Origin of the sequence: Pseudescherichia sp. (assembly GCF_031987975.1) — a bacterium.
GTDB lineage: Bacteria > Pseudomonadota > Gammaproteobacteria > Enterobacterales > Enterobacteriaceae > Pseudescherichia.
In genome coordinates this window covers 31,391-52,175 of sequence record NZ_DALZYX010000009.1, presented here as the reverse complement: position 1 = coordinate 52,175, position 20,785 = coordinate 31,391, and the positions used below count along the sequence as shown (strand labels likewise).

17 protein-coding genes and 2 pseudogenes are annotated in these 20,785 nt (G+C 50.9%); 14 read left to right on the top strand and 5 right to left on the bottom strand.

Annotation, left to right across the window (positions count from 1 at the left end; all coding sequences use genetic code 11):
• The first annotated feature begins 1 nt into the window (after position 1).
• The 8 genes and pseudogenes from RTN40_RS16600 to RTN40_RS16565 all read left to right on the top strand — a co-directional run bounded on the left by RTN40_RS16600 (position 2) and on the right by RTN40_RS16565 (position 4,787).
• Entirely contained in the window at positions 2-454 is a 453-nt protein-coding gene (locus RTN40_RS16600) for a YfjS/YafY family lipoprotein (protein ID WP_312229437.1), read from the top strand.
• Positions 451-900, top strand: a complete 450-nt coding sequence (locus RTN40_RS16595; RefSeq protein WP_312229436.1) for an IrmA family protein — start codon at positions 451-453, stop codon at positions 898-900. Before RTN40_RS16600 ends, RTN40_RS16595 begins: the two co-directional genes overlap by 4 nt.
• A 71-nt stretch (positions 901-971) precedes the next feature.
• Positions 972-1,202 carry a DUF905 domain-containing protein gene (locus tag RTN40_RS16590; protein ID WP_312229435.1) on the top strand — a complete coding sequence of 77 codons (231 nt, stop codon included), beginning with the start codon at positions 972-974 and terminating at the stop codon, positions 1,200-1,202.
• Between the two features lie 98 nt (positions 1,203-1,300).
• Positions 1,301-2,122, top strand: coding sequence for a DUF932 domain-containing protein (locus RTN40_RS16585; RefSeq protein ID WP_312229434.1), 822 nt, complete (start codon positions 1,301-1,303; stop codon positions 2,120-2,122).
• Between the two features lie 30 nt (positions 2,123-2,152).
• Positions 2,153-2,596: pseudogene (locus tag RTN40_RS16580) on the top strand (antirestriction protein).
• 12 nt (positions 2,597-2,608) lie between these two features.
• A complete protein-coding gene (gene radC, locus RTN40_RS16575; RefSeq protein ID WP_312229433.1) occupies positions 2,609-3,151 on the top strand; it encodes a RadC family protein in 543 nt (180 codons plus the stop codon).
• Between the two features lie 10 nt (positions 3,152-3,161).
• Entirely contained in the window at positions 3,162-3,503 is a 342-nt protein-coding gene (locus RTN40_RS16570; protein WP_312229432.1) for a type IV toxin-antitoxin system YeeU family antitoxin, read from the top strand.
• A 498-nt stretch (positions 3,504-4,001) separates the two neighbouring features.
• Positions 4,002-4,787, top strand: coding sequence for a hypothetical protein (locus RTN40_RS16565; protein WP_312229431.1), 786 nt, complete (start codon positions 4,002-4,004; stop codon positions 4,785-4,787).
• Positions 4,788-4,949: 162 nt separating this feature from the next.
• Here the strand turns inward: RTN40_RS16565 and RTN40_RS16560 are convergent, their stop codons facing one another.
• Positions 4,950-5,465: a hypothetical protein gene (locus RTN40_RS16560; protein ID WP_312229430.1), complete on the bottom strand. Its 516-nt coding sequence runs from the start codon at positions 5,463-5,465 to the stop codon at positions 4,950-4,952.
• A 763-nt stretch (positions 5,466-6,228) separates the two neighbouring features.
• On the opposite strand from RTN40_RS16560, the gene RTN40_RS16555 reads away from it, so the two are divergent.
• Positions 6,229-6,861, top strand: coding sequence for an HNH endonuclease (locus RTN40_RS16555; RefSeq protein ID WP_312229429.1), 633 nt, complete (start codon positions 6,229-6,231; stop codon positions 6,859-6,861).
• A 47-nt stretch (positions 6,862-6,908) separates the two neighbouring features.
• Here the strand turns inward: RTN40_RS16555 and RTN40_RS16550 are convergent, their stop codons facing one another.
• Together RTN40_RS16550 and RTN40_RS16545 are read right to left on the bottom strand one after the other, a co-directional pair.
• The gene (locus RTN40_RS16550) at positions 6,909-7,388 is read right to left on the bottom strand and encodes a type VI secretion system tube protein TssD (RefSeq protein ID WP_312229428.1); all 480 of its coding nucleotides are present in this window, start codon (positions 7,386-7,388) and stop codon (positions 6,909-6,911) included.
• A 242-nt stretch (positions 7,389-7,630) separates the two neighbouring features.
• Positions 7,631-8,299, bottom strand: a pseudogene (locus RTN40_RS16545) (hypothetical protein).
• Between the two features lie 204 nt (positions 8,300-8,503).
• On the opposite strand from RTN40_RS16545, the gene RTN40_RS16540 reads away from it, so the two are divergent.
• The 3 genes from RTN40_RS16540 to RTN40_RS16530 all read left to right on the top strand — a co-directional run bounded on the left by RTN40_RS16540 (position 8,504) and on the right by RTN40_RS16530 (position 14,008).
• The gene (locus RTN40_RS16540) at positions 8,504-12,016 is read left to right on the top strand and encodes an AAA domain-containing protein (RefSeq protein WP_312229427.1); all 3,513 of its coding nucleotides are present in this window, start codon (positions 8,504-8,506) and stop codon (positions 12,014-12,016) included.
• A 29-nt stretch (positions 12,017-12,045) separates the two neighbouring features.
• Positions 12,046-12,834, top strand: coding sequence for an MBL fold metallo-hydrolase (locus RTN40_RS16535; protein ID WP_312229426.1), 789 nt, complete (start codon positions 12,046-12,048; stop codon positions 12,832-12,834).
• A 277-nt stretch (positions 12,835-13,111) separates the two neighbouring features.
• Positions 13,112-14,008 (top strand): manganese catalase family protein, encoded by an 897-nt coding sequence (locus RTN40_RS16530; protein WP_312229425.1) that lies wholly within the window; start codon positions 13,112-13,114, stop codon positions 14,006-14,008.
• Positions 14,009-14,062: 54 nt separating this feature from the next.
• On the opposite strand, the gene RTN40_RS16525 is transcribed toward RTN40_RS16530, so the two are convergent.
• Positions 14,063-17,764 carry an NAD(P)-binding protein gene (locus RTN40_RS16525; RefSeq protein WP_312229424.1) on the bottom strand — a complete coding sequence of 1,234 codons (3,702 nt, stop codon included), beginning with the start codon at positions 17,762-17,764 and terminating at the stop codon, positions 14,063-14,065.
• Positions 17,765-18,195: 431 nt separating this feature from the next.
• On the opposite strand from RTN40_RS16525, the gene RTN40_RS16520 reads away from it, so the two are divergent.
• On the top strand, positions 18,196-19,101 hold the full coding sequence (locus RTN40_RS16520; protein WP_312229423.1) for a WYL domain-containing protein: 906 nt from the start codon (positions 18,196-18,198) through the stop codon (positions 19,099-19,101).
• Here the strand turns inward: RTN40_RS16520 and symE are convergent.
• Complete coding sequence (symE, locus tag RTN40_RS16515) at positions 19,098-19,409, bottom strand: endoribonuclease SymE (protein ID WP_312229422.1); 312 nt, start codon at positions 19,407-19,409, stop codon at positions 19,098-19,100. The two genes, RTN40_RS16520 and symE, sit on opposite strands and share 4 nt — an antisense overlap.
• A gap of 206 nt (positions 19,410-19,615) precedes the next feature.
• Here symE and RTN40_RS16510 point away from each other — a divergent pair, with 206 nt between their 5' ends.
• Positions 19,616-20,737, top strand: coding sequence for a cupin domain-containing protein (locus tag RTN40_RS16510; RefSeq protein ID WP_312229421.1), 1,122 nt, complete (start codon positions 19,616-19,618; stop codon positions 20,735-20,737).
• Positions 20,738-20,785: the final 48 nt, after the last annotated feature.

Genomic DNA, 20,785 nt, shown 5'->3' with positions numbered 1-20,785 from the left:
CATGAAGAAATTGTATCGACCTGTTCTCACCGCTTTGTTGGTTATCGGTGCTATGGGGGTTTCTGGCTGCGACCGCAAGGAAGATGCGGGTGTGAAAACGATAGCCAGTTTTAAGGACCTGACTCCGCCACCGTTCAGCAAGGTTGTCTCACATAAATCCGATATTGCCCAGGAGTGGGTAAAAAAGGATGCCTTCGGTACACCGCAATATACGGTGATGAAAACCCGTCAGTCGCCGGAGGGCTGTGAGTCAGGTAATTATTACTATATTGCTGACATGCAGCAGAAAACGGTGCAGCCACTGATGGCAGCCCTGTGCCTTGCGGACAATATCACTCTGAGTTTCAGAATTGAAACCGACAGCTATACGGGTGAAAAATCGGTGGTGTATTCGCATGATGGCAAGGAAATGGGGAAACTCTATCTGCCGGAGAATCAGGAGAAAAATCCATGAAGAAGCTGAAAGGCGTTATCTCAGTTTTCGCTCTGAGCCTTTGTCTGCTGTCACCGGCTCAGGCCGAAGAACAGCGTTACATCAGTATCCGCAACACAGACATGGTCTGGGTGCCGGGTAATGTCTGCGTCTGGCAGTTTCGCCTGGACAACGGCGGAAGTGGCGAAGGGTTCGGGTCTTTGACACTCTCCCTGCGTCTGAAAGATAAAGGAGGGAACACGCTGGCGATGGGGAATATGGCGGTGGCTGCATTTGGCGACAGCGATGCCACTCGCTCCCAGGAAGCATCGCTGGAGCACGAATGCGTGGAAAACGTCAGCTCTGTCGAAATCATGAAGGCAACGGAAGAGCGTAATGGTTACCAGATTGACCTGCCACTGTCTGTTTTCGACCCGCAGTATTACCAACCGCTGCAAGTCACGGTTGTCGGAGGTAAGGCGTCTTAGCCAATTCTTTACCCGTTTGATTCAGCCTCTGTCGCTTATGCCACAGGGGCTTTTTGTTTTAAGGAGCCTATATGCCTGAACTCACTGAACTACCTGAGGGACCGTTTACACGCCAGCAGGCAGAGGCGGTTGCGTCTCAATATTCCAACGTTGCGATAGAGGATGACCAGGGGTCGCATTTCCGTCTGGTTATTCGTCATGAGCGTTGCATGGTCTGGCGAGCCTGGAACTTTGAGCAGGATGCCGGTTACTGGCTAAACAGGTATATCGCTCGTTATGGCATCCGCAAATTTTCTGCATAACCACCACCAGCACATCACCGATATAAACAAAGTCAGGCCACATCTCCTTCGGGAAGTGTGGCCTTTTGTCTTTTTACCCACTGCATAAGGAGTTACCCATGCGATTAGTCAGCCGCTTTGGCCGTATAAACCAGATACGCCGTGACCGTCCTCTGACCCATGAAGAGCTGATGAGTCATGTTCCCAGTGTATTCGGGAGTGACAAACATGAATCGCGTTCAGACCGTTACACCTACATTCCGACCATCACCATCCTCGAAAGCCTGCAGCGCGAGGGTTTTCAGCCGTTCTTTGCCTGCCAGACAAAGGTTCGGGACCAGAGCAAGCGGGAGCACACCAAACACATGCTTCGCCTGCGTCGCGCCGGGCAGCTAAACGGTCATCAGGTACCGGAAATCATTTTACTCAACAGCCATGATGGCTCATCAAGCTACCAGATGCTGCCGGGGCTGTTTCGTGGCGTCTGTACTAACGGTCTGGTCTGCGGTCAGTCATTCGGAGAGGTGCGGGTGCCACATAAAGGTAATGTCGTTGAGAAGGTGATTGAAGGGGCTTACGAAGTGCTCGGGGTATTTGACCGGGTGGATGAAAAGCGTGATGCCATGGCGTCACTTTTACTTCCGCTACCAGCACAGCACGCGCTGGCGAATGCCGCGCTGAAATATCGCTTTGGTGAAGACCATCAGCCGGTCACGGTATCGCAGTTGCTGACCCCACGTCGCCGGGAGGACTACAGCGATGACCTGTGGACCGTCTATCAGCGGGTACAGGAGAACCTGATGAAAGGGGGATTGTCAGGGCGAACCGCACAGGGGAAAAGCAACCGCACCCGTGCCGTTACAGGTATTAATGGCGATGTGAAGCTTAATCGCGCCCTGTGGGTTATGGCAGAAAACATGCTCGATTTTTTCGGGCGTTAAACAACAGTTCCGGCATAAGGAGATAGTTTAATGAATACACAAAATCATCAGTTTGCGGAGCATACCGCAATTACTGCCTCAGTGGTCCCGGACGAGTTACGCATCGGCTTCTGGCCGCAGCACTTTGGCTCCATCCCACAATGGATAACCCTTGAACCTCGCATTTTCGCCTGGATGGATCGGCTGTGTGCCGATTACCACGGTGGTATCTGGCGCTTTTCGACGCTCAGCAACGGCGGCGCTTTTATGGCTCCCGAGTCAGATCACGATGAGAAGTAGACATTGTTCAACAGCATGAACGGCAATGGCGCAGAGCTTACCAGTGAAGCTGCAGGGATGGTCGCCTGTCTGATGGCTTACAACCACCACGCCTGTCGCACCGAGTGTGACGCGATGACTGAGCACTATTATCACTTACGCGACTACGCGCTGAACCATCCAGAGTGCAGCGCCATTATGCATCTCATCGACTGAGGGATACCGAACATGAATACCGCATTATCCCCGCTGTCATCTCAGCCTGAACTCTTTCCACTGGCGATTATGGCCCAGCATGGTTGTTTGCTCCCCGCGACCTCCGGATTAACCCCCTATGCCCAACGCACCATTCGTCGTGCCATCAACCTGCTGGATAAATATCTGCGCCAGCCCGGTATATCCTTTACCTCCAGTACTGCTGCCCGTGACTGGCTTCGGTTACATCTGGCAGGACAAGAACGGGAAATGTTTATGGTGCTCTATCTCGATAACCAGCACCGTTTACTGGAGAGTGAAATGCTATTTGCCGGTTCGATTAACCATGTCCAGGTCCATCCTCGAGAGGTAGTGAAGTCAGCGCTTCGCTTCAATGCTGCAGCTGTCGTGCTAGCGCATAACCATCCGTCCGGCAATCCGGAGCCCAGCCAATGCGATCGCAACATTACGGGCAGGCTTAAAGAAGCGTTAGCACTGGTTGATGTGAAAACACTCGATCATCTGGTTATCGGCTCAGATGGCATTGTGTCATTCGCAGAGCGTGGCTGGATATGAGGGTACTTCAATGAAATCTACTGATTCAGAGAACGATTCATTTCTCCAGTGGGGGCTGAATCGTAATGTGACGCCTTGCTTTGGCGCTCGTCTGGTACAGGAGGGAAACCGGCTGCACTATCTGGTTGACCGGGCCAGCATTACCGGTGAATTCAGTAACGCAGAATCTTTGAAGTTGGATGAAGTATTCCCACATTTTATCAGCCAGATGGAGTCGATGTTGACTACTTGTGAAATGAATTCTCGCCAGGCCCACTGCCTCACCCTGTACCACAACGGTTTCACCCGCGAAGCCGATATACTTGGTTCACACGGTTACGTCTATATCGTCATTTATCCTGCACAACGTTAACTAACTCCACAAGAGCAAATATGAAAACTCTACTTGGAATAATCCTGAGGGGGCTCCTAGGTAATAAGAAACTGGAAAGTAAGCTTCAATATCTTGGCATTGAAGTCAATGGTTCGTTAGAGATCCCTGAGTTGATTGAAATCTAAGCTCGGCAGGGCTGCTGCTGCAGCCCTGCCGTAAATGGTCATTGCTGACTTGTCTGGAAACCAGAGATAATAGTGGTATTGGTAGACTCAGGCTTGTGTCAATGTGGAAAAAAGGGACTAGGTTAGTTTCAGAGTATTAGCAACAGTTCTGACTATAGCATTACTCTGTTAACCACCAGATGTATCATGAAAATGATTGTGCTGATATCTAGTAATTTCATTATGAGATGCTTAAAATCAAAAAGGATGAAGATATGAATTAATTCAGTTAAATGGTATATCATGAAATGAATTTCAAGTTGGTCTAAAATACAGTGCTTGTGGGATAAATTAGAGCTAAACAGGGTGTGAGATGATAAACAAAACTACCGTTAATAAACTTGTAACCTTTAACTCCATACTTGATACGTCTCAAAAAATAATAAGGAATCTTATTGTTGCAGTCGTCATTTGTTTTCTTCTAAATTTCCTAGGGTTAGACAGTTTGTGGAAGGGGTTCTTTATACTAACTTTGATTTACTGGAGCTTTTCGGTATTCCATAGTCTAATTATTATTTATAAAAAAGCATATGAAACAATATTGGGTAAATGGATCCTAATATTAGGAGGCACGCTATGTGTGAATTTTGCTCTATGTCTTTCAGGTGTGGTGATCAATGATATAACTTCAGTTTCACCAACAAACTTCCCTCACTCCTTGATATTTATTGCGGCTTCGATGATTCCTTTGATCGTGCCTCTTTGTATGATCTTGCTGTTCGCGGTTATTTTGGTGTCAGTACCTATATGGGGCTGGTTTTTTGTGTATGATGATAAGCTTAAGAAATTTTTAATGCCAGGATATGAACCTAATCAGCAGAGGTTTTTGCATAAAAGCACTTTAATAATCCAAGTTATATCTTTAATAATTTATTGTGCTTTTATTTTTCAATTTTCACGACTCATAGGTAATGATTATATATCCTATATCAATAATAAATCTCAAGGGATGATTTACACACTCGAGATGTTTGATAAAAGTCCATGTGCCAACATTAATAATGCTAAGGTTTCATTTTTAGGTGATGGCAATGTTCTGGTTGCGACTAGGAATAATGATAAATACTCATTCAAAGTCATGAAGTGTGAGATAAAATAGTAAAGGATGCTTTGTTATAGTTATAGCATGTTATTTTAATAGGGAGCTTTGCCATTGTCTTAGCTTCCTTTGTACCGTATATTTTATATTTTGGGATGTGATAGTATTAATTAAAGTATACCTATCATTATTAAACGCTTGTTTTTTTGCCAAAATAAAAAACTAAACTTCTCGCGACCCAAGGCTTACAGACAGCTGCCAGTTCTTAGAATTGGCCCTATTTATAATTTCTGGTATTGTTGCTACCAGCTTATCTCCCGTTATTTTGTTGTGTAGTACAACTATATGCCTATCGCCGAGAAGTTCTGATGCTATTATTTCGTTCTCAGTAATGGCAAAGAAGAAATTCCTGAAGTCAGGAGTGGTAACCCTTTTTTGATTGCAGGTTTTAAGTTCAATAAATGTTAATGATTTTAATATTCCAGCCAAGGAGCTAACGTCACTAAAGTCAACGCTTACATTTTCCGGGATAGAAATAAAATCAAAGCTTGATGCCTTTATTTCAATATCTTCAAACTGCTTCAGCGCAGCTAGCAGATTTTTCATGTCTTTCCCTTTAGGTCTTTTTATCCATAAAGCTTGCGAGTCAAGTAGGCTTCGTTCCCCTAATATTCCATTTTCTGAAGAATTTCTGGCGATATGTGCCCTCTTTGATTCAATCAATTCAAGTAGACTCACCGTAATTTCCTTTTAGCTTAATATTGCATACAGAAATTTATCACATTTCATTTTTAAGGCAATGTTAAACTGCTATTACTCTTCCGATTGCGGGAGCAAATGGAACTCATGAGGGGCCGATCCTCGCTCATTGAGACAACAAGTTCTTCGATACAGCCCGTCTTGTGCCAAAGGATGTCGATGTTAATATTTGGATGTATCGATGAATGGGCGAAAGTTATGAGGTAAGATGGTAACTAGGGAAAGTATGAAAAAATGGATCATCGAGTGTCTTCAGGAACGGGGTGGTAGCGCTTGGCCACGTGAAGTCTCAAAGTATGTATGGGACAGCTACGAGGCTGAGCTTAGGGATTCCGGCGATATGTTGTATACGTGGCAATATGACATTCGTTGGGCCGCTCAACAATTGAGAAACGAAGGTGCTCTTAAACCAGTAAATAGACGCAGAGATTTACCATGGGAGCTAGCATAGCAAAGCGAGGGTTAGCGTTCATTTCGCAGCCAAATCTGACTTTGTTCTGAGTGGATGAGAATTGACATCTCTGAAGAAAACTTTCCTGCCTGTCTGAATCTTGCTTTGATAGCCATATCGGTGTTCTACTGGTATGGCTTTATACCCACTTGCAATGTCTGTTTTGTGTACGGATTTTAACTTGTGGGTACAAGTACGGGTATAACTATTTATTCCTGTTTATAAATAATATTGATATCAGTCCATTAGGTGTTAAATTCGAGTCCGGCCTTCGCAACCAAAGGTACCTACATGGTAAAACTCCCCAATAGCCTCCCCCGCGAGACCATACTCGCCGCAGCCCAAGCCTACGATTCGAACCACCCCCACGCCTTCGCTGACTCCCGAGACTACGACGTCATCATCAATAACCGCCGTTATCCACCAAAGGCCATTGTCGGCATCGCTGCCGCTTCAACACTCACTGGCCTAACTTTCACACCAGCCGACTTCAGCGGCGGGATAAAATCAAAGTGCGTCAGGCTCCTCACCGATCAAGGCTTTCAGATCGTCCATAAAAGCGAACCCATCACACCAAACCTTTTCCCGGACGAGATCCAGCAGGAAGCCACCTACATCGAAGGAGCCGCCGTTCAGGTAACCGTCAACCGCTACGAACGCGACCGAAAGGCTCGCCAGGCCGCGCTAGATTGGCATGGTTATCAGTGCAAAGTATGCGGTCTCGACATGACAAAGGTGTACGGCGAAATCGCGAAAGGCTTTATTCATGTCCATCACCTTATCCCTTTGTCAGAGATAAAAGAGAACTACCAGGTTGACCCAAAAACCGATCTCATTCCTGTATGCCCCAACTGCCATGCAATGCTGCATCGGCAGGATCCGCCGCTTAAGCCAGAGGCACTAAAAAATCTAATAAGAAAATAAGAATATACGCATCAAGAAATATTGCTTTTTATGGTCTTTCTTGTAATTTATGCCACACAACGATTGTTCCAGCTATCCTTAAAGACAATATTCCCATCCACATACTTCCACTGAATTGACTCATATCTAATCTCGACATTCTCCAGATGAGTTCCCGTCATTGAGCCAGGATGAAGGTTAGGAGTAATGCCTGTTATCTTCACGTTCTCCATAAATATATTGAAGTATTCAGTTTCTAAGCCTGCATCAAGGATACGATACATCTTTAACTCTGCCGATTTTAGCGTGACTCCTAAGCTGATTGCACGGTAAAGGAAAGGGGTTATACGATCAAATTCTTTCTGAAAAATTATAGGTGTATGAACGCGGGTTGCTGTGAGCCTGCCTGTGTTGCTGTCCGCTGGAATACTCATGTGATGAGTAAGCGATTTAACCTCTATAGAGCCTTCTCTACCAAGTACAGAGCAGCTTCCGATAATGGGCGAGCCGTTTTCATCTGTTAACCATAAATATGCTGGATTTGACATATAATTTCCTTTAGTTAAGTGTCTTTTTTCTATAACTATCTAGTTTTCGTATGAATTTAGAAATGAAGTAAAAAGCTATAATCCATATTCCTGTGTAAACAAATTTCATGGGCCAGGGTTCAATAAGCATGATGCAAAGTATTATCCCTGAAACGAATAACGGTGACTCTATAACATCCCATATGTTCGTTAAGGTGTATATAAAGATGCTTGCGGCACCTTTGACCAAAGCCATCAAGTTTTTAATGCGAAACATGAAGTTTCTTTCCTACCGCAGATATTATCTCGTCGAAGCCAGGTTTACCCCGAGTTACGCCAACATGAATAGCATCAACAAATGGCTTTATCGCTGGCTCAAAAAGGAAATAGGTAAGATCGTAATCATGCGGACGTAGTAGTGAGTAAATTTCTGGATCTTCAGATAGAAGGGTTTCAGACCTCCTGATTGAGCGTTCACTCATCCCGCCGATAAGAAGAGTAAAAGCTACTTTTCCTATTATAGTTTTACTCTCTGCTGCGGCTATAAATGAAGTTCGTTCAATTATAGCTGCTGCGGTTGTTATAGCAATTTGCGTTGCTAATATTCTTCCGGTAATTGCAGAGATAACACCTCGATACGTATCATCTTGTTTTTCTTTAGATAAGTATTTATTGAATTATTTGAATATTATCTCAATAGCATCAACGATATGATCGTAGTTTAAGATGTCATGACGTATCGCTGTAAGCATGCGAATACGTTGGGTTTGGTGATCGTATCTTGAATCTGTATCAAAATAGCCTGGCGCCAGATATCCAAAATCGAGAGGAACCGTAAGTGCGCCGTTAATCATTCCTTTAATTGTATTAGGTGAGTCAATAATGTTAACTATCCTGTCTGCTATATCTTCTGCATTGCTTATGTCTGCCATGACCATTTCTCCGCTGAACTATGTCATGACTCTAAATCATTAAAAAGAGTATGGGTTAAGCGATTCGTTGCATTTTTAGCAGCCCTTGCCCCATAAACCTCCCCCAACCCCTTGCACATACCTCCCTAACGTGGACAATGTTTATCCATCGGCTGTTTTTATAACAGCGAAACCAACAATTTGCATGAAGCTACAGGACAGGCGATGGACAGTAACACTTCAGGGTTCGCTGCATACTGGCGTAACTCGCTGGCGGATGCGGAGTTCGGCAAGGGGACGTTTGAGCGTAAGGACGTTAGCGGTTTTACTCAGTGGATCGACAGGGATTCAGGACGTCTGAGCGAGGAGATGGTCACCGCACTCTTCGCGGGCGAGCGGGATGATGTCAAAACGGTAGAGGTCGTGCTGCGGCCTCATGTCTACTTCCGACTGCTACAGCATGGCAAGGAACGCACCGCAGGCGCGCCGGAGGTGATCACTCCGCTAGTGACCTCGGCGGTCGTGAACCGCGAAGGCTTTTTGTTCCCCACACCTGCAACCTCCATTCCCCGCGATCTGCTTGAGCCGCTGCCCAAAGGGTCGTTCTCTATCGGCGAAATCTCCCGCTACGACCGATACAAAACTACCCATCCCTCGGTCTCCGCCAGCGTCGATGAGTTCGACGCAGAATCTGAAACCGATGAAGAACGGGCGAAGCGTCACGAAGGCTACTATCAGACATGGCAGCACTACCGGAAAGATGCAGACAGGCTGTTGGAGGCCGTTGCCGGCTCCTCACTGGATGACCAAAAGCAGTACGAACTCGCCGACTATGGCTATCTGGTTAAGAAGACCCAGCCCGGCGGGGCCAGCTTCCATATCCTCGGCCTCTACGATCACCTGCTGGTCAGTAAAAAGGACGTGCCGCTCTTTAAGCGCTTCGCCTCGCTGGAGAACGTTCCGACCGAGCCGCTGCTGGCTCCAGGCGCGAAGTTCAGCGAGCGGCTGGGCCACTCGGGGGACAGGTTCCCGCTGGCGGAGGCCCAGCGCGATGCGATGAGTCATTTTCTGGATAGCAGGGATGGCGACATCCTGGCGGTTAACGGGCCTCCGGGCACGGGCAAAACCACGCTGCTGCTCTCCATCATCGCTACCCAGTGGGCGAGAGCCGCCCTGGAGCAGGGCGAGCCGCCGGTGATAGTGGCGACATCCACCAACAACCAGGCGGTCACCAATATCATCGAAGCCTTCGGGAAGGATTTTGCCACCGGAACCGGGCCGATGGCGGGGCGGTGGCTGCCGGAGATTAACAGCTTCGGGGCCTATTTCCCGTCACGCAGCAGAAGCGCCGAGGCCGCCAAAAAGTATCAAACTGAAGACTTCTTCAACCGCGTAGAGTCCAAAGAGTACGTTGAGGATGCGCAGGCGTTCTATCTCAGCAAAGCGCAGGCCGCCTTCCCCGATGAAGCGTGCACCTCTCCGGAAGCCGCTGTCGAGCTGCTCCATGGCCAGCTTCAGGCGCAGCTAAATAAACTTGAGGCGCTAAAGGCTGCGTGGCAGACGTTGAGCCTTGCCCGGGAGCAGAGAGCGGCAATTGCCGATGACATCGAACAGTATCTTGCTGATAAAACGCAGCAGCTCACCGGACAGGCGCGTGAAATTGAAACGTTCACCAGTGCCAGAGCGGCATGGCATGACTATCGCGCTAAAGAGTCGCTGATCTACTCCCTGTTCTCATGGATCCCGGCCATCCGCAGCAAGCGGTTCTATATGATCAAGCAGCATCTTGAACCTAAGCTTGAACGGTCGATGGAGGGGAGCGAGTGGGCCAGCCCGGAAGTAATCGATAGCACGATTAAGGCGCTGCTCGATGCGGCGGAAAGCGCGCATAGCCAGTATCAGCAGCAGATAGATACGGCTCAGGATGCTGTGCTTAAGGAGAGCAGGGCAGCGCAGGCGTGGCGGGATCGCATCCGCGAGCTGGGCTATACCGGTGATGCAGAGCTGAGTTTGGCCCAGACCGATGAGCTGGCGGATACGCAGATCCGCTTCCCGGTGTTCCTGCTGACGACCCATTACTGGGAAGGTCGCTGGCTGATGGATATGGCTAAAATTAGCGATCCGGTAGCGGAGAAGCGCAAGACCGGGGCGGGCACCGTTAAACCGCGCTGGCAGCGCAGGATGAAGTTAACCCCCTGCGTGGTGATGACCTGCTATATGCTGCCTGGCCATATGAAGGTATCGGAGCACAAAGGGCAGAAGGGATGGGAGGCGAACTATCTCTACAACTTCGTGGATCTGCTGATCGTCGATGAGGCGGGGCAGGTACTGCCGGAAGTGGCCGCCGCGTCATTTGCTTTAGCGAAGAAGGCGCTGGTGATCGGTGATACCAAACAGATCCCGCCTATCTGGAGTATTTTGCCGGCGATCGACGTGGGCAACATGCTGGCGGAGAAGCTTCTGCCGGGCGATACCCAGGAAGAGATAGCTGGCTCCTACGCCGCTATTGCTGAAGCAGGTAAGAGCGCCGCGTCTGGCAGCGTGATGAGGATCGCCCAGCTGGCCTCGCGCTATCAGTACGATCCTGAGCTGGAGCGCGGGATGTATCTGTATGAGCATCGGCGCTGCTTCGACGACATCATCGGCTACTGCAACGCGCTCTGCTATCACGGCAAGCTCCAGCCTAAAAGGGAAGACAAAAGCTCCCCGCTGCTTCCTGCCATGGGATATCTGCACATCGATGGCAAAGGCGAGCAGGCCAGCAGCGGCAGCCGCTACAACGTGCTGGAGGCCGATACTCTCGCCGCCTGGCTGATGGATAACCAGGAGCGCATTGAGAGCCACTACGGGAAGCCCATCCAGCAGGTGGTGGGGATCGTGACGCCGTTCAGCGCCCAGGTATCAACCATCAGGCAGGCTCTGGGTAACCATGGACTCTCCACCGGCAGCGGTGAAAATACCCTGACCGTCGGGACGGTGCACTCCCTGCAGGGGGCTGAACGGGCTATCGTGATCTTCTCCCCGGTCTACTCCAAGCATGAGGACGGCGGGTTTATCGATAGCGACAGCAGCATGCTGAACGTGGCGGTCTCCCGGGCAAAGGATAGCTTCCTGGTGTTTGGCGATATGGATCTGTTTGAGATACAGCCTGCTTCATCCCCGCGTGGGCTGCTGAAGAAGTATCTGTTTGCCGATGAGAACAACGCCCTCTATTTTGCTTACAAGAAGCGCAAAGATTTAGAGACCAGGGAGACGCGAGTCTACACCCTGCACGGCGTTGAGCAGCACGATAGCTTCCTCAACCAGACGCTGGATAAGACCGAGAAGCAGATCACCATTGTCTCGCCGTGGCTCACCTGGAAGAAACTGGAGGAGACGGGCTTTTTAGCGTCGATGCTCGAGGCTCGCGAGCGAGGCATTGAGGTTACCGTCGTCACGGATAAGAGCTATAACACCTCTGACAAAGACTATGCGAAACGCCAGGAGAAGAAGCAGAACCTGACTGCGGCGTTAGAGCAGTTAAACGCCGTTGGCATCGCTACCCGGCTGGTGGACCGCGTGCACAGCAAGATCGTTATTGGTGATGATGGCTTGTTGTGCGTCGGATCGTTCAACTGGTTTAGTGCGACGCGCGAGGCAAAATATGAAAAATATGATACCTCGATGGTCTACGACGGCGGTAATCTGAAGCGAGAGATAGAGGCGATTCAGAACAGCCTTGATAAACGTCAGGTGTAATTTTTAATTGAACAGGGAAGTTCGATCTCATGCTGAAAGTGACCGTGTTGCTGGAAAACCGAAAAGCAAAACATGCCGATGGATTGATCTGTCGGCCAGGGTTAAGCCTGTTAATTGACGATGGTGAAACAAGGATACTCTTCGATACCGGGCCAGATGCCTCGTTTATGCACAACGCTAAAAAAATGGGCGTGTCGTTTGATGATGTCGACTGGGTTGTTTTATCTCACGGGCACTACGATCACTGCGGTGGGCTGAAGCATCTTCATAAGCTACCTAAGGTGCTGTGTCACCCTGGCGTGTATGACCATAAATACGCAGGTTTCAAAATATTAAATCGTTTTATAGAAATCAAGAAGATATCTACTCAGCTACCCTCAGTAGAAAATAAGTTGTTTTTGACAAAAAAGCCTTACGCAATAAGTGACAGGTTTATATGGTCAGGTGAAATCGAATCAGTTAAATCTTATGGTTATATAAAAATGGCGAAAGTAGAGCCTGATACACTTAACGATGAAGGTGCTCTGATATATAAGTCTGAAAAAGGGTTGGTGATATTCAGCGGCTGCGGCCATAAAGGCCTGACAAATATTATCGAGCACTGTAAAAAGATTACTGGAGTAGGTACTATCTATGCAGTCGTAGGCGGGATGCATCTACGACACGCTATGCCGTGGAGTTTGATATCCCTACGGAATTATATCAAAGCCGTTAACCCGGAGCGGCTCCTTACCTGTCACTGTACTGGAAAATGGGGGAAGTTATGGATGCCAAAAGCGGAAGAGATCAATACTGGCGATGTTAAATATCTGCTATAACACGCTCAGGAGTATGTTTTTGTAGAATAGGGTGGTGATTATTTTTGTAAGTTTTTATTTCCTGATTTTTATTTATGCCTGTCTTGTTACTTAAGACAAATCTTAAAATCTTAATGATGCCTCAATACCGCAGCTGAATTTCAATCATGGGCTATCCTTATAACCTGCACGACGACTTTATATGAAAACTTAAGGGTTTCATATTTAAGCATTTATTTATTATCCATTCAGCGGTGGTGAAGCACGCTGAAAAATAAATAATCACTGGAGTGAGCCTATGTTCAGACATGTAAAGCAATTACAGTACACAGTACGCGTTGCCGAGCCAAATCCGGGGCTGGCAAACCTCCTGCTTGAGCAGTTTGGTGGACCACAGGGTGAACTGGCCGCAGCCTGCCGCTACTTTACTCAGGGGCTAGGGGATGACGATCCGGGCCGTAAAGATATGCTGATGGACATCGCTACTGAAGAGCTAAGCCACCTTGAAATTATCGGCTCTCTGGTAGGGATGCTCAACAAGGGCGCGAAAGGCGACCTGGCGGAAGGCACAGATCAGGAAGCTGAGCTTTATCGCAAAATCACCGGGAACGGCAATGACAGCCACCTGACCGCGCTGCTGTATGGCGGTGGCCCGTCGCTGACCAACTCTGCAGGCGTGCCGTGGACCGCAGCCTATATTGATACCATTGGTGAGGTTACCGCTGACCTGCGCTCTAACATTGCCGCTGAAGCACGTGCAAAAATCATTTACGAGCGTCTGATCAACATGACTGACGATCCGGGCGTAAAAGATGCGTTGGGCTTCCTGATGACCCGAGAAGTAGCGCACCAGATCTCTTTCGAGAAAGCGCTCTATTCGATCCGCAATAACTTCCCGGCAGGTAAGCTGCCGCCGATCGAACAGTACGCTAATACCTACTTCAACATGTCTGAAGGGGGTGAAGTGCGCGGTAGCTGGAACTCGGACGAGAACTTCCAGTATGTGGCCGATCCGTCTCCGGCCGTTGATGGTGGCGATGGCTTAGCCAGCGTCGTACTGCCGGGGCCGCAGCAGGCGAACCTGGACGCTATGAAGCTGCGTACCGCATCTGACCCGTCGGTTAACCCAGTAACCGGTACCGACCTCGGTTCGGTTCCGCCGATTGAAAATGATGCCGCTAAAAAAGCGCCGTAATCATCGGTAAGAGACAAAAAACCCGGAAGATATCTTCCGGGTTTTTTTATGGCGTTACGCGCCCGTCCCGCGTCGGCTGACGCTGTTTTTTACCTTCTCAGCGGCATTTTTCCCGGCAATAAACGCATGATCGGAGTTGTAGTACTCCCACTCGCTGTAGCGACCCGCGAGTACGATGTCCTGGGTCAGCAACCACTGGCGCACCGTCTCGACGTTTTTCGACCGCTCGTGATCGTAAACCACGTAGGCATAGGGAATATCCAGCTGGTTGGCCACCAGCACCTCGTCTTCTGCCGTAAAGATGCCGATCTCAATGCACTCGGCAATACAGCGATCGATCAGCGCCTGGCCATCAACTGGCAGCGGCTTATGCTCGGAGTAGGTGATCTCACAAGTCAGGCCGCAGCCGCCCGGCGGATTACACTCCGGGCTGGTGTTACCCTGCACAAAGATACGGTGAAAAACGGTGTCGCCAGCAAAGTAGATCCAGTGTTTATCGGTGAGGTCTGCCCGGCCAATGCCAAGATTTACGCAGCGCACCGAGACATGGTGCAGCCCATTCGCCGCCGCGATCACCTCGTCCGGGGCCTCATCGCCAATGATGCGAATCAACTCCGGCAGGGGCATGGTGCTAATCAGCTGCTCATAGTGGAACTGCCTGCCGTCAGCGAGAACCGCGATATGCTGATTCGCCAGAATATGAGTAATCTCGCTGTTGGTCTCCACCACCCCTTTAATATGCGGTAAAAAGGCTGACATCAGCGCCTGGAAGCCACCCTTCAACGGATAGCCAAAGCGGGCGTTTGGTCCCATCGGCTTACCGACCGGCTCTACTGCGCCTTCAACAATCTGGGCCAGATCCGGCAGCGGCACGCGGCCGCCAAGCCATGATGTCTCCATCTCTGAGAGCGGCACGGTCCACAGCTTCTGGTTATAGGGGATAGCAAAATGCCTGGCGATACCGGCGCCCCAGACCTGGTAGATAAAGCGTTCGAAATTCTCCGGTGGCTCCTGGGCCGTATTGCTGTACTTGGCCTCAATCGCGCCGAGAATGCACTCTTTGATGGTCTCGGTCGGCAGGCCATACAGCGCCCCCTGGAACGGATAGCGGGTGTATACGCCGTCGGTGTAGATCCAGGCTTCACGCATCTGCCAGTGCAGGTTGTCACCCAGCAGCATGTCATACAACTCCAGCACATAGGGATCGTTCGAGAACATGATGTGCCCGGCGTAGTCAAAGGTAAAGCCGCCGTCCTCAATCGATCGGCACCAGCCGCCGACGCTCTCGTTGCGCTCGAGCAGTACCGCCTGCGAGCCGTAGTGATACGCCGCGCTCAGGCCAGTGGGGCCGCCGCCGAGGATCAGGCAGCGGGCAGGGATGGCGTTTTCGCTGCGTGAGGGTTTTAGCTTCAGCGCCGTGCTTTTGCGTGCCGTGTCGTTTGCCGCCTGTACAGCAGGCGTTGCGACCCGTTGCAGGGCCGATTTTGCCAGCTCTTTCTCAATCAGGCCGTGCATGGCCTGCGCTGTGACGTCCCAGGAGGTGCTGTCAACGATCCGCTTCATCTCACGCTGCATTGTCTGCCTGGCTTCAGGCGTCAGGGCGAGCATCTTTTCGCAGGCGCGTACAAAGCCCGCACGATCGTAGCCGATGGCCACCACGTGCTTATAAGGCTCGACGACGTCGGTAATCGCCGTGCTGACCACCGGCAGCAGCGCGGCCATGTATTCGAGTACCTTGGTCGGGCTGATAAAACGCGTGGAGGCGTTGAGGGCAAAGGGCATCAGACAGACATCCCACCCGGCGAGAAAATGGGGCAGGGCCTGGTAAGGCTGCATGCCGAGATAGTGAATATTGGGCCGCTGGGGCAGGCTTGCCGGATCGATTTTGACCACCGGGCCGACCATAATGACCTGCCACTCCGGGTGCGCATCGGCAATGGCCGCCAGCAGATCGAGGTCCATTCGCTCATCGATGACGCCGCAATACCCGAGACGCGGGTGCGGCAGATCTTCAATCAGCGGATGATAGTTATTGCGGTCAAGGGCCTGCTCAAAGTGGATGGCGTCTACGCTGCTGGTGAAGCAGTGGATATTTTCATGCCGCCCTGATTTTGCTTTATAGAGGCTGGGACCGCCGGTAAAGACCAGATCGGCCCGGTTAAGCAGGGCGGATTCGCGTTGCAGAAGCTGCCTGGGCGCATTTTCAAACGCGGCCAGCTCATCCATGCAGTCGTAGATCACCAGCGAAGGGTTAAAGACCGCCAGCAGCGGCAGCGCCATCGGCGTGTAGAACCAGACCAGCGGCGTCTCATTTTCATCGACAATCTCTGCCAGCAGCGGCTGAAGATACGCTATCTGGCTATCGTGAAAACCATGAACCTGTAAGGGCGTATGCGGCCTGATTACTGTCACATTAGGCGCAGGGTGCGACAGACTTAAGCTGGCGGGTGGAGGCGCGAACGTTGGCTCTTCAATAAAGTAGATCTGGTAGTGTTTCGCCAGCCGGGTCAGGAGGTGCTGCGGGCGCTGAAAGACAAAGTCCCAGCGCAGATGACTAAAGATATACAGTTTTTTCATAGGGTCGCTACTATTCTTAGCGTCATTCAGATCGCATAATCGGGATTGGAACAGACCCAGTGTGTGCTGCGCCTTTTGCAAAGCGGCGGCATAAACAGGATCAAGTATGCGTGCCAGTGGGTCCGTGCCCTGATGGTCAAGTTCCCATAGTCCGCTGCGATGCCAACGGCTCAAATCCTCCCAGTCGGGCCGATCGATGGCGGGATAAAGACATACCCCATGTAGCTCGACGCCTGCTAGCTGCGCCCTGGCTACCTCTGCCGCTATCTGGCTTATCCATGCCCCGCGTCCGCTACCAACGTGGCTGGTCTCAGCCAGCAGGATTGGGCGCTCATAGCGACGGTAAAGCGTTGTTAACATGTAGCTAAGCGGAACCCGCCGGGGATCGCCAAGATGCCACCACAGGCGTGCGTTGCTGCCGCTCTCCCACTGGTTGTCGTGGTAATAGTTCGCACCAATGAGATCGAGGTAACGGGGCGCCCCGCCCAGCTCCGGTTCTATTCTCCCCGAGAGCATGTCCCAGGTCTGATACTGTGAATTGTAATGGCCCGCCGTAGCGGCCAGCGATTCCGGACTCTCGTCCGGGGCGGCCAGATGAATAATCGGGTCGCAGTGTAAAATGCGTGCACGGGGATCGGCAGCCCAGATAGCGTCACAGGCTGCAATCGTTGCGCGTACTAACTGGCGCTTGCTCTCTTCACCGGTCGCAATGCCCGGCAGCGCAGAGCAGCGGAAAAACCCTACCGAGAGGCCCCAGCTGGTAAACGAGATCTCATTGACCGGCGAGTAGACAGGCGAAGAGACGTACCAGGGGGCTAAAAAGCGGGCCAGCGCTCCGCAGAGCCGCGCAAAGCGAGGCACAAAATCGGGTGAAAAAACATCGGTATCGTCCGGCCAGCCGTAGTGACAGATCGTCCAACAGATTTGTACTCCGGCTTCGTTTGCGGCCTGCATCTTTTCGGCAACGGATGAAAAATCATACCCGTCAGGCTGCTCAACGAGACGCCACCCTACGCTCTCGCGTACCGTTGAAATATTTAGCTTCTTTAATGAAATATAATCGCTTAGCACTCTGGCATTGTGCCCGGTAATGTCGTTCATTGAGAGCGGCATACCTTGACCGTTACGGTGATCGGCCCCCTCGTACCCCCCCTGCCAGAAGCTGTCAAATATAGGCATCCCGCTCTCTCCTGCGTTTTTATTTTTTTGTGATCCGTAACAAAACAATATTCATTTTTATAACGGATAGCGCTATTTACCGAAGCGGCAGAGGTTAAAACTTTAAGAAATTTAAGCGTATATCCAAGGGGTTGTATTTTCCCTCATGCTTTTGCATGAGCAATTTTTAATAGAAACAGAGATATAGATATATTTTGTTAATTTGGGTTAAGTATAGTGCTGGCAATCCCTTTTTCCAGTTGAGTATTGCTAAAGAGTGATAAAAAATCATTAGAATTGTTTATATATGTGGCGCGCCATCAATAAAAGGTATGGTTTTTATAGTGAGTAAATACTCAATTAAAAAAAATAATTATAGATTTCAACGTCGCTGCCGTTAATGATTACGTCTTTAATGTCTTTTGAGACGCGATCTTCCGGGATGTGGAACAATGAAGGATAACGGCAGTACAAAATACGACCTGCTTATTGAACGTCTGTGCGAAACCTTTGGTGCGCTCTATCAGGGCGTCACTATCGATAAAAACTGGCTTTGCGAGCGGTTTGGCATTGCGGAGCGAACGGCTTACCGGGATCTTGCCAGGCTTGCGCATGTGCTGGATGAAGTGTCGAACGGACGGTTTAAGCTGACGGCGAACCTGCTGCCTTCTCTCCATATGGGCCATCTGGCCGAGTTCGCGAACTTTGCTGGCGTTGCGCACCTTTTCCCACATCATGATGGACAGTCTCTACGTAAGCGTATGAACAACGCCGACAATATTGCTATTCACGGCGCCAGCAGCCGGGAAAATCAGCAGTACGGGGATCTGATGAATAGCCTCGATAAGGCGATGACCGATCGTACCGAAGTCACCTGCTTTTATCGTGGCAAATCCCGCCGCCTGCAGCCGTATAGGCTGATTAACCACTACGGCCTCTGGTATCTGGCGGCGGTAGAGCAGGGCCGCCTGAAGTCGTTCGAGCTGGCACGTATTGCACAGTTTGCCGCCACGCAGATCGCTTTCGAGCCTGATGCCAGCATCATCGAAGAGCTGGATACTACTTCCGGCATCCGCTTTGGTAAGAGAACCGACGTAACGCTGCACGTCTCTGCTCATGCGGCCACGTTCGTGACGCGCCGACCGCTCTTTCCCGCGCAGCGCCTGCTGAAGGAGCATGAGGATGGTAGCATTACCATTGCCACGGCGATTAGCGACCAGAACACCCTGTTTCGCTGGCTACGCTACTGGTTGCCCGACATCCGTATTGTGGCCCCGGCGACGCTGAGCACCGCTTTCATGAAGGATCTGCAGGCGCGCTGTGAACCCACTACCAGCGAACAGCCGCAAGACGCCTAATTTACCCGTTTCTTCGCTGCGACCAGGTCGATGTAGTCCTGCACCTGGCGCTGTTTCCGGGCAGAAAGCTTGCTGATTTTCCGCACCGAGCGAACCAGCTCCTCTTCAACGGGCTTAGCGATCAGCACAATACAGCCGTTCAGCACCCGCACGTCCATCTCTGTTCCCGTTGTGAAACCGGCCTCCTCCAGCCACTGGCCCTTTATGGCAATGGCTGGCACATGAGCATGGTCGTGAAAGCGTGTCGCATAGCTGACGGTTAAACGGCGCTGCGTGATGGGATCTACCAAACAATTTTCATCTGCCATGATAACGGCTCCTTAGCGAGACAGAGGCGGTACGTCGAGAGAGAATGCCTGTTATTATATACAGTGCTCTTCTGCTGACTATTTAGAAAAACTCAAAGAATTATTTAGAGAGAGTGGGTTCGCCAGACTCTTGACCCATGACAAGGCGGCAAGGGTAACGACCTCCTTATAATCAGGGCCGTTTGTCCTCTCACTGGTGTGAACCTATGGCTTACCAACTCGATCTGAACTGGCCGAAATTTCTCGAGAAATACTGGCAAAAACAACCGGTTGTTTTAAAAAATGCGCTGCACAACTTCGTTGATCCCATTACTCCCGACGAGCTGGCAGGGCTGGCGATGGAGCCGGAGGTGGACAGCCGCCTGGTCAGCTATCACAACGGGCAATGGCAGGCCAGCAACGGGCCGTTTGAGCACTTTGATAACCTGGGTGAAACGGGCTGGTCGCTGCTGGCCCAGGCCGTTAACCACTGGCACATGCCCGCCGCCGAGCTTGTGCGCCCGTTTCGCGTGCTGCCGGACTGGCGTCTGGACGATCTGATGATCTCCTTCTCCGTTCCCGGTGGCGGCGTGGGTCCGCATATCGATCAGTACGATGTCTTTATTATCCAGGGGATGGGCAGCCGTCGCTGGCGGGTGGGTGACAAGCTGCCAATGCGCCAGTTCTGTCCGCATCCGGCGCTGCTGCACGTCGATCCCTTTACGCCGATTATCGATGAAGATCTTGAGCCGGGCGATATTCTCTACATTCCGCCGGGCTTCCCGCACGATGGCATTACCCATGTTACGGCGCTGAACTACTCCGTCGGCTTCCGGGGACCCAACGGCAGGGATCTGCTCAGCAGTTTTGCTGATTACGCCCTGGAAAACGATCTCGGCAGCGAGCACTACAGCGATCCCGATTTGACCTGCCGCGATCATCCGGGCCGGGTGGAAGGGTACGAACTTGATCGTCTGCGTACGATGATGATCGAGATGATCCAGCAGCCAGAGACTTTTAAGCAGTGGTTCGGCAGCTTTGTGACGACACCGCGCCACGAGCTGGATATTGCGCCCGCCGAACCGCCCTATGAGCAGGATGAAGTGCGTGATGCCCTGATGGGGGGCGAGCGTCTGACCCGCCTGAGCGGCCTGCGGGTGCTGAACGTCGACGACAGCGTGTTTATCAACAGCGAACCGCTGGAGATGTCCGACCCCACAGCGGCAGATGCGCTCTGTCGCTACACCACTCTCGGTAAGGACGAGCTGGGTGCAGCCCTGGATAACCCGACATGCGTAGCAGAGCTGACCGCGCTGATTAACCAGGGCTACTGGTACTTCGACGAGTAGAGGTGTGCGAAGATAGCTCAATATGCCCGGCGGCTCAGGCTTGCCGGG

Bases quoted from the DNA above. Each gene is read 5' to 3' on its own strand.
- RTN40_RS16600 (WP_312229437.1), top strand. From the start codon at position 2: ATGAAGAAATTGTATCGACCTGTTCTCACCGCTTTGTTGGTTATCGGT.
- RTN40_RS16595 (WP_312229436.1), top strand. From the start codon at position 451: ATGAAGAAGCTGAAAGGCGTTATCTCAGTTTTCGCTCTGAGCCTTTGT.
- RTN40_RS16590 (WP_312229435.1), top strand. From the start codon at position 972: ATGCCTGAACTCACTGAACTACCTGAGGGACCGTTTACACGCCAGCAG.
- RTN40_RS16585 (WP_312229434.1), top strand. From the start codon at position 1,301: ATGCGATTAGTCAGCCGCTTTGGCCGTATAAACCAGATACGCCGTGAC.
- radC (WP_312229433.1), top strand. From the start codon at position 2,609: ATGAATACCGCATTATCCCCGCTGTCATCTCAGCCTGAACTCTTTCCA.
- RTN40_RS16570 (WP_312229432.1), top strand. From the start codon at position 3,162: ATGAAATCTACTGATTCAGAGAACGATTCATTTCTCCAGTGGGGGCTG.
- RTN40_RS16565 (WP_312229431.1), top strand. From the start codon at position 4,002: ATGATAAACAAAACTACCGTTAATAAACTTGTAACCTTTAACTCCATA.
- RTN40_RS16555 (WP_312229429.1), top strand. From the start codon at position 6,229: ATGGTAAAACTCCCCAATAGCCTCCCCCGCGAGACCATACTCGCCGCA.
- RTN40_RS16550 (WP_312229428.1), bottom strand. From the start codon at position 7,388: ATGTCAAATCCAGCATATTTATGGTTAACAGATGAAAACGGCTCGCCC.
- RTN40_RS16540 (WP_312229427.1), top strand. From the start codon at position 8,504: ATGGACAGTAACACTTCAGGGTTCGCTGCATACTGGCGTAACTCGCTG.
- RTN40_RS16535 (WP_312229426.1), top strand. From the start codon at position 12,046: ATGCTGAAAGTGACCGTGTTGCTGGAAAACCGAAAAGCAAAACATGCC.
- RTN40_RS16530 (WP_312229425.1), top strand. From the start codon at position 13,112: ATGTTCAGACATGTAAAGCAATTACAGTACACAGTACGCGTTGCCGAG.
- RTN40_RS16525 (WP_312229424.1), bottom strand. From the start codon at position 17,764: ATGCCTATATTTGACAGCTTCTGGCAGGGGGGGTACGAGGGGGCCGAT.
- RTN40_RS16520 (WP_312229423.1), top strand. From the start codon at position 18,196: ATGAAGGATAACGGCAGTACAAAATACGACCTGCTTATTGAACGTCTG.
- symE (WP_312229422.1), bottom strand. From the start codon at position 19,409: ATGGCAGATGAAAATTGTTTGGTAGATCCCATCACGCAGCGCCGTTTA.
- RTN40_RS16510 (WP_312229421.1), top strand. From the start codon at position 19,616: ATGGCTTACCAACTCGATCTGAACTGGCCGAAATTTCTCGAGAAATAC.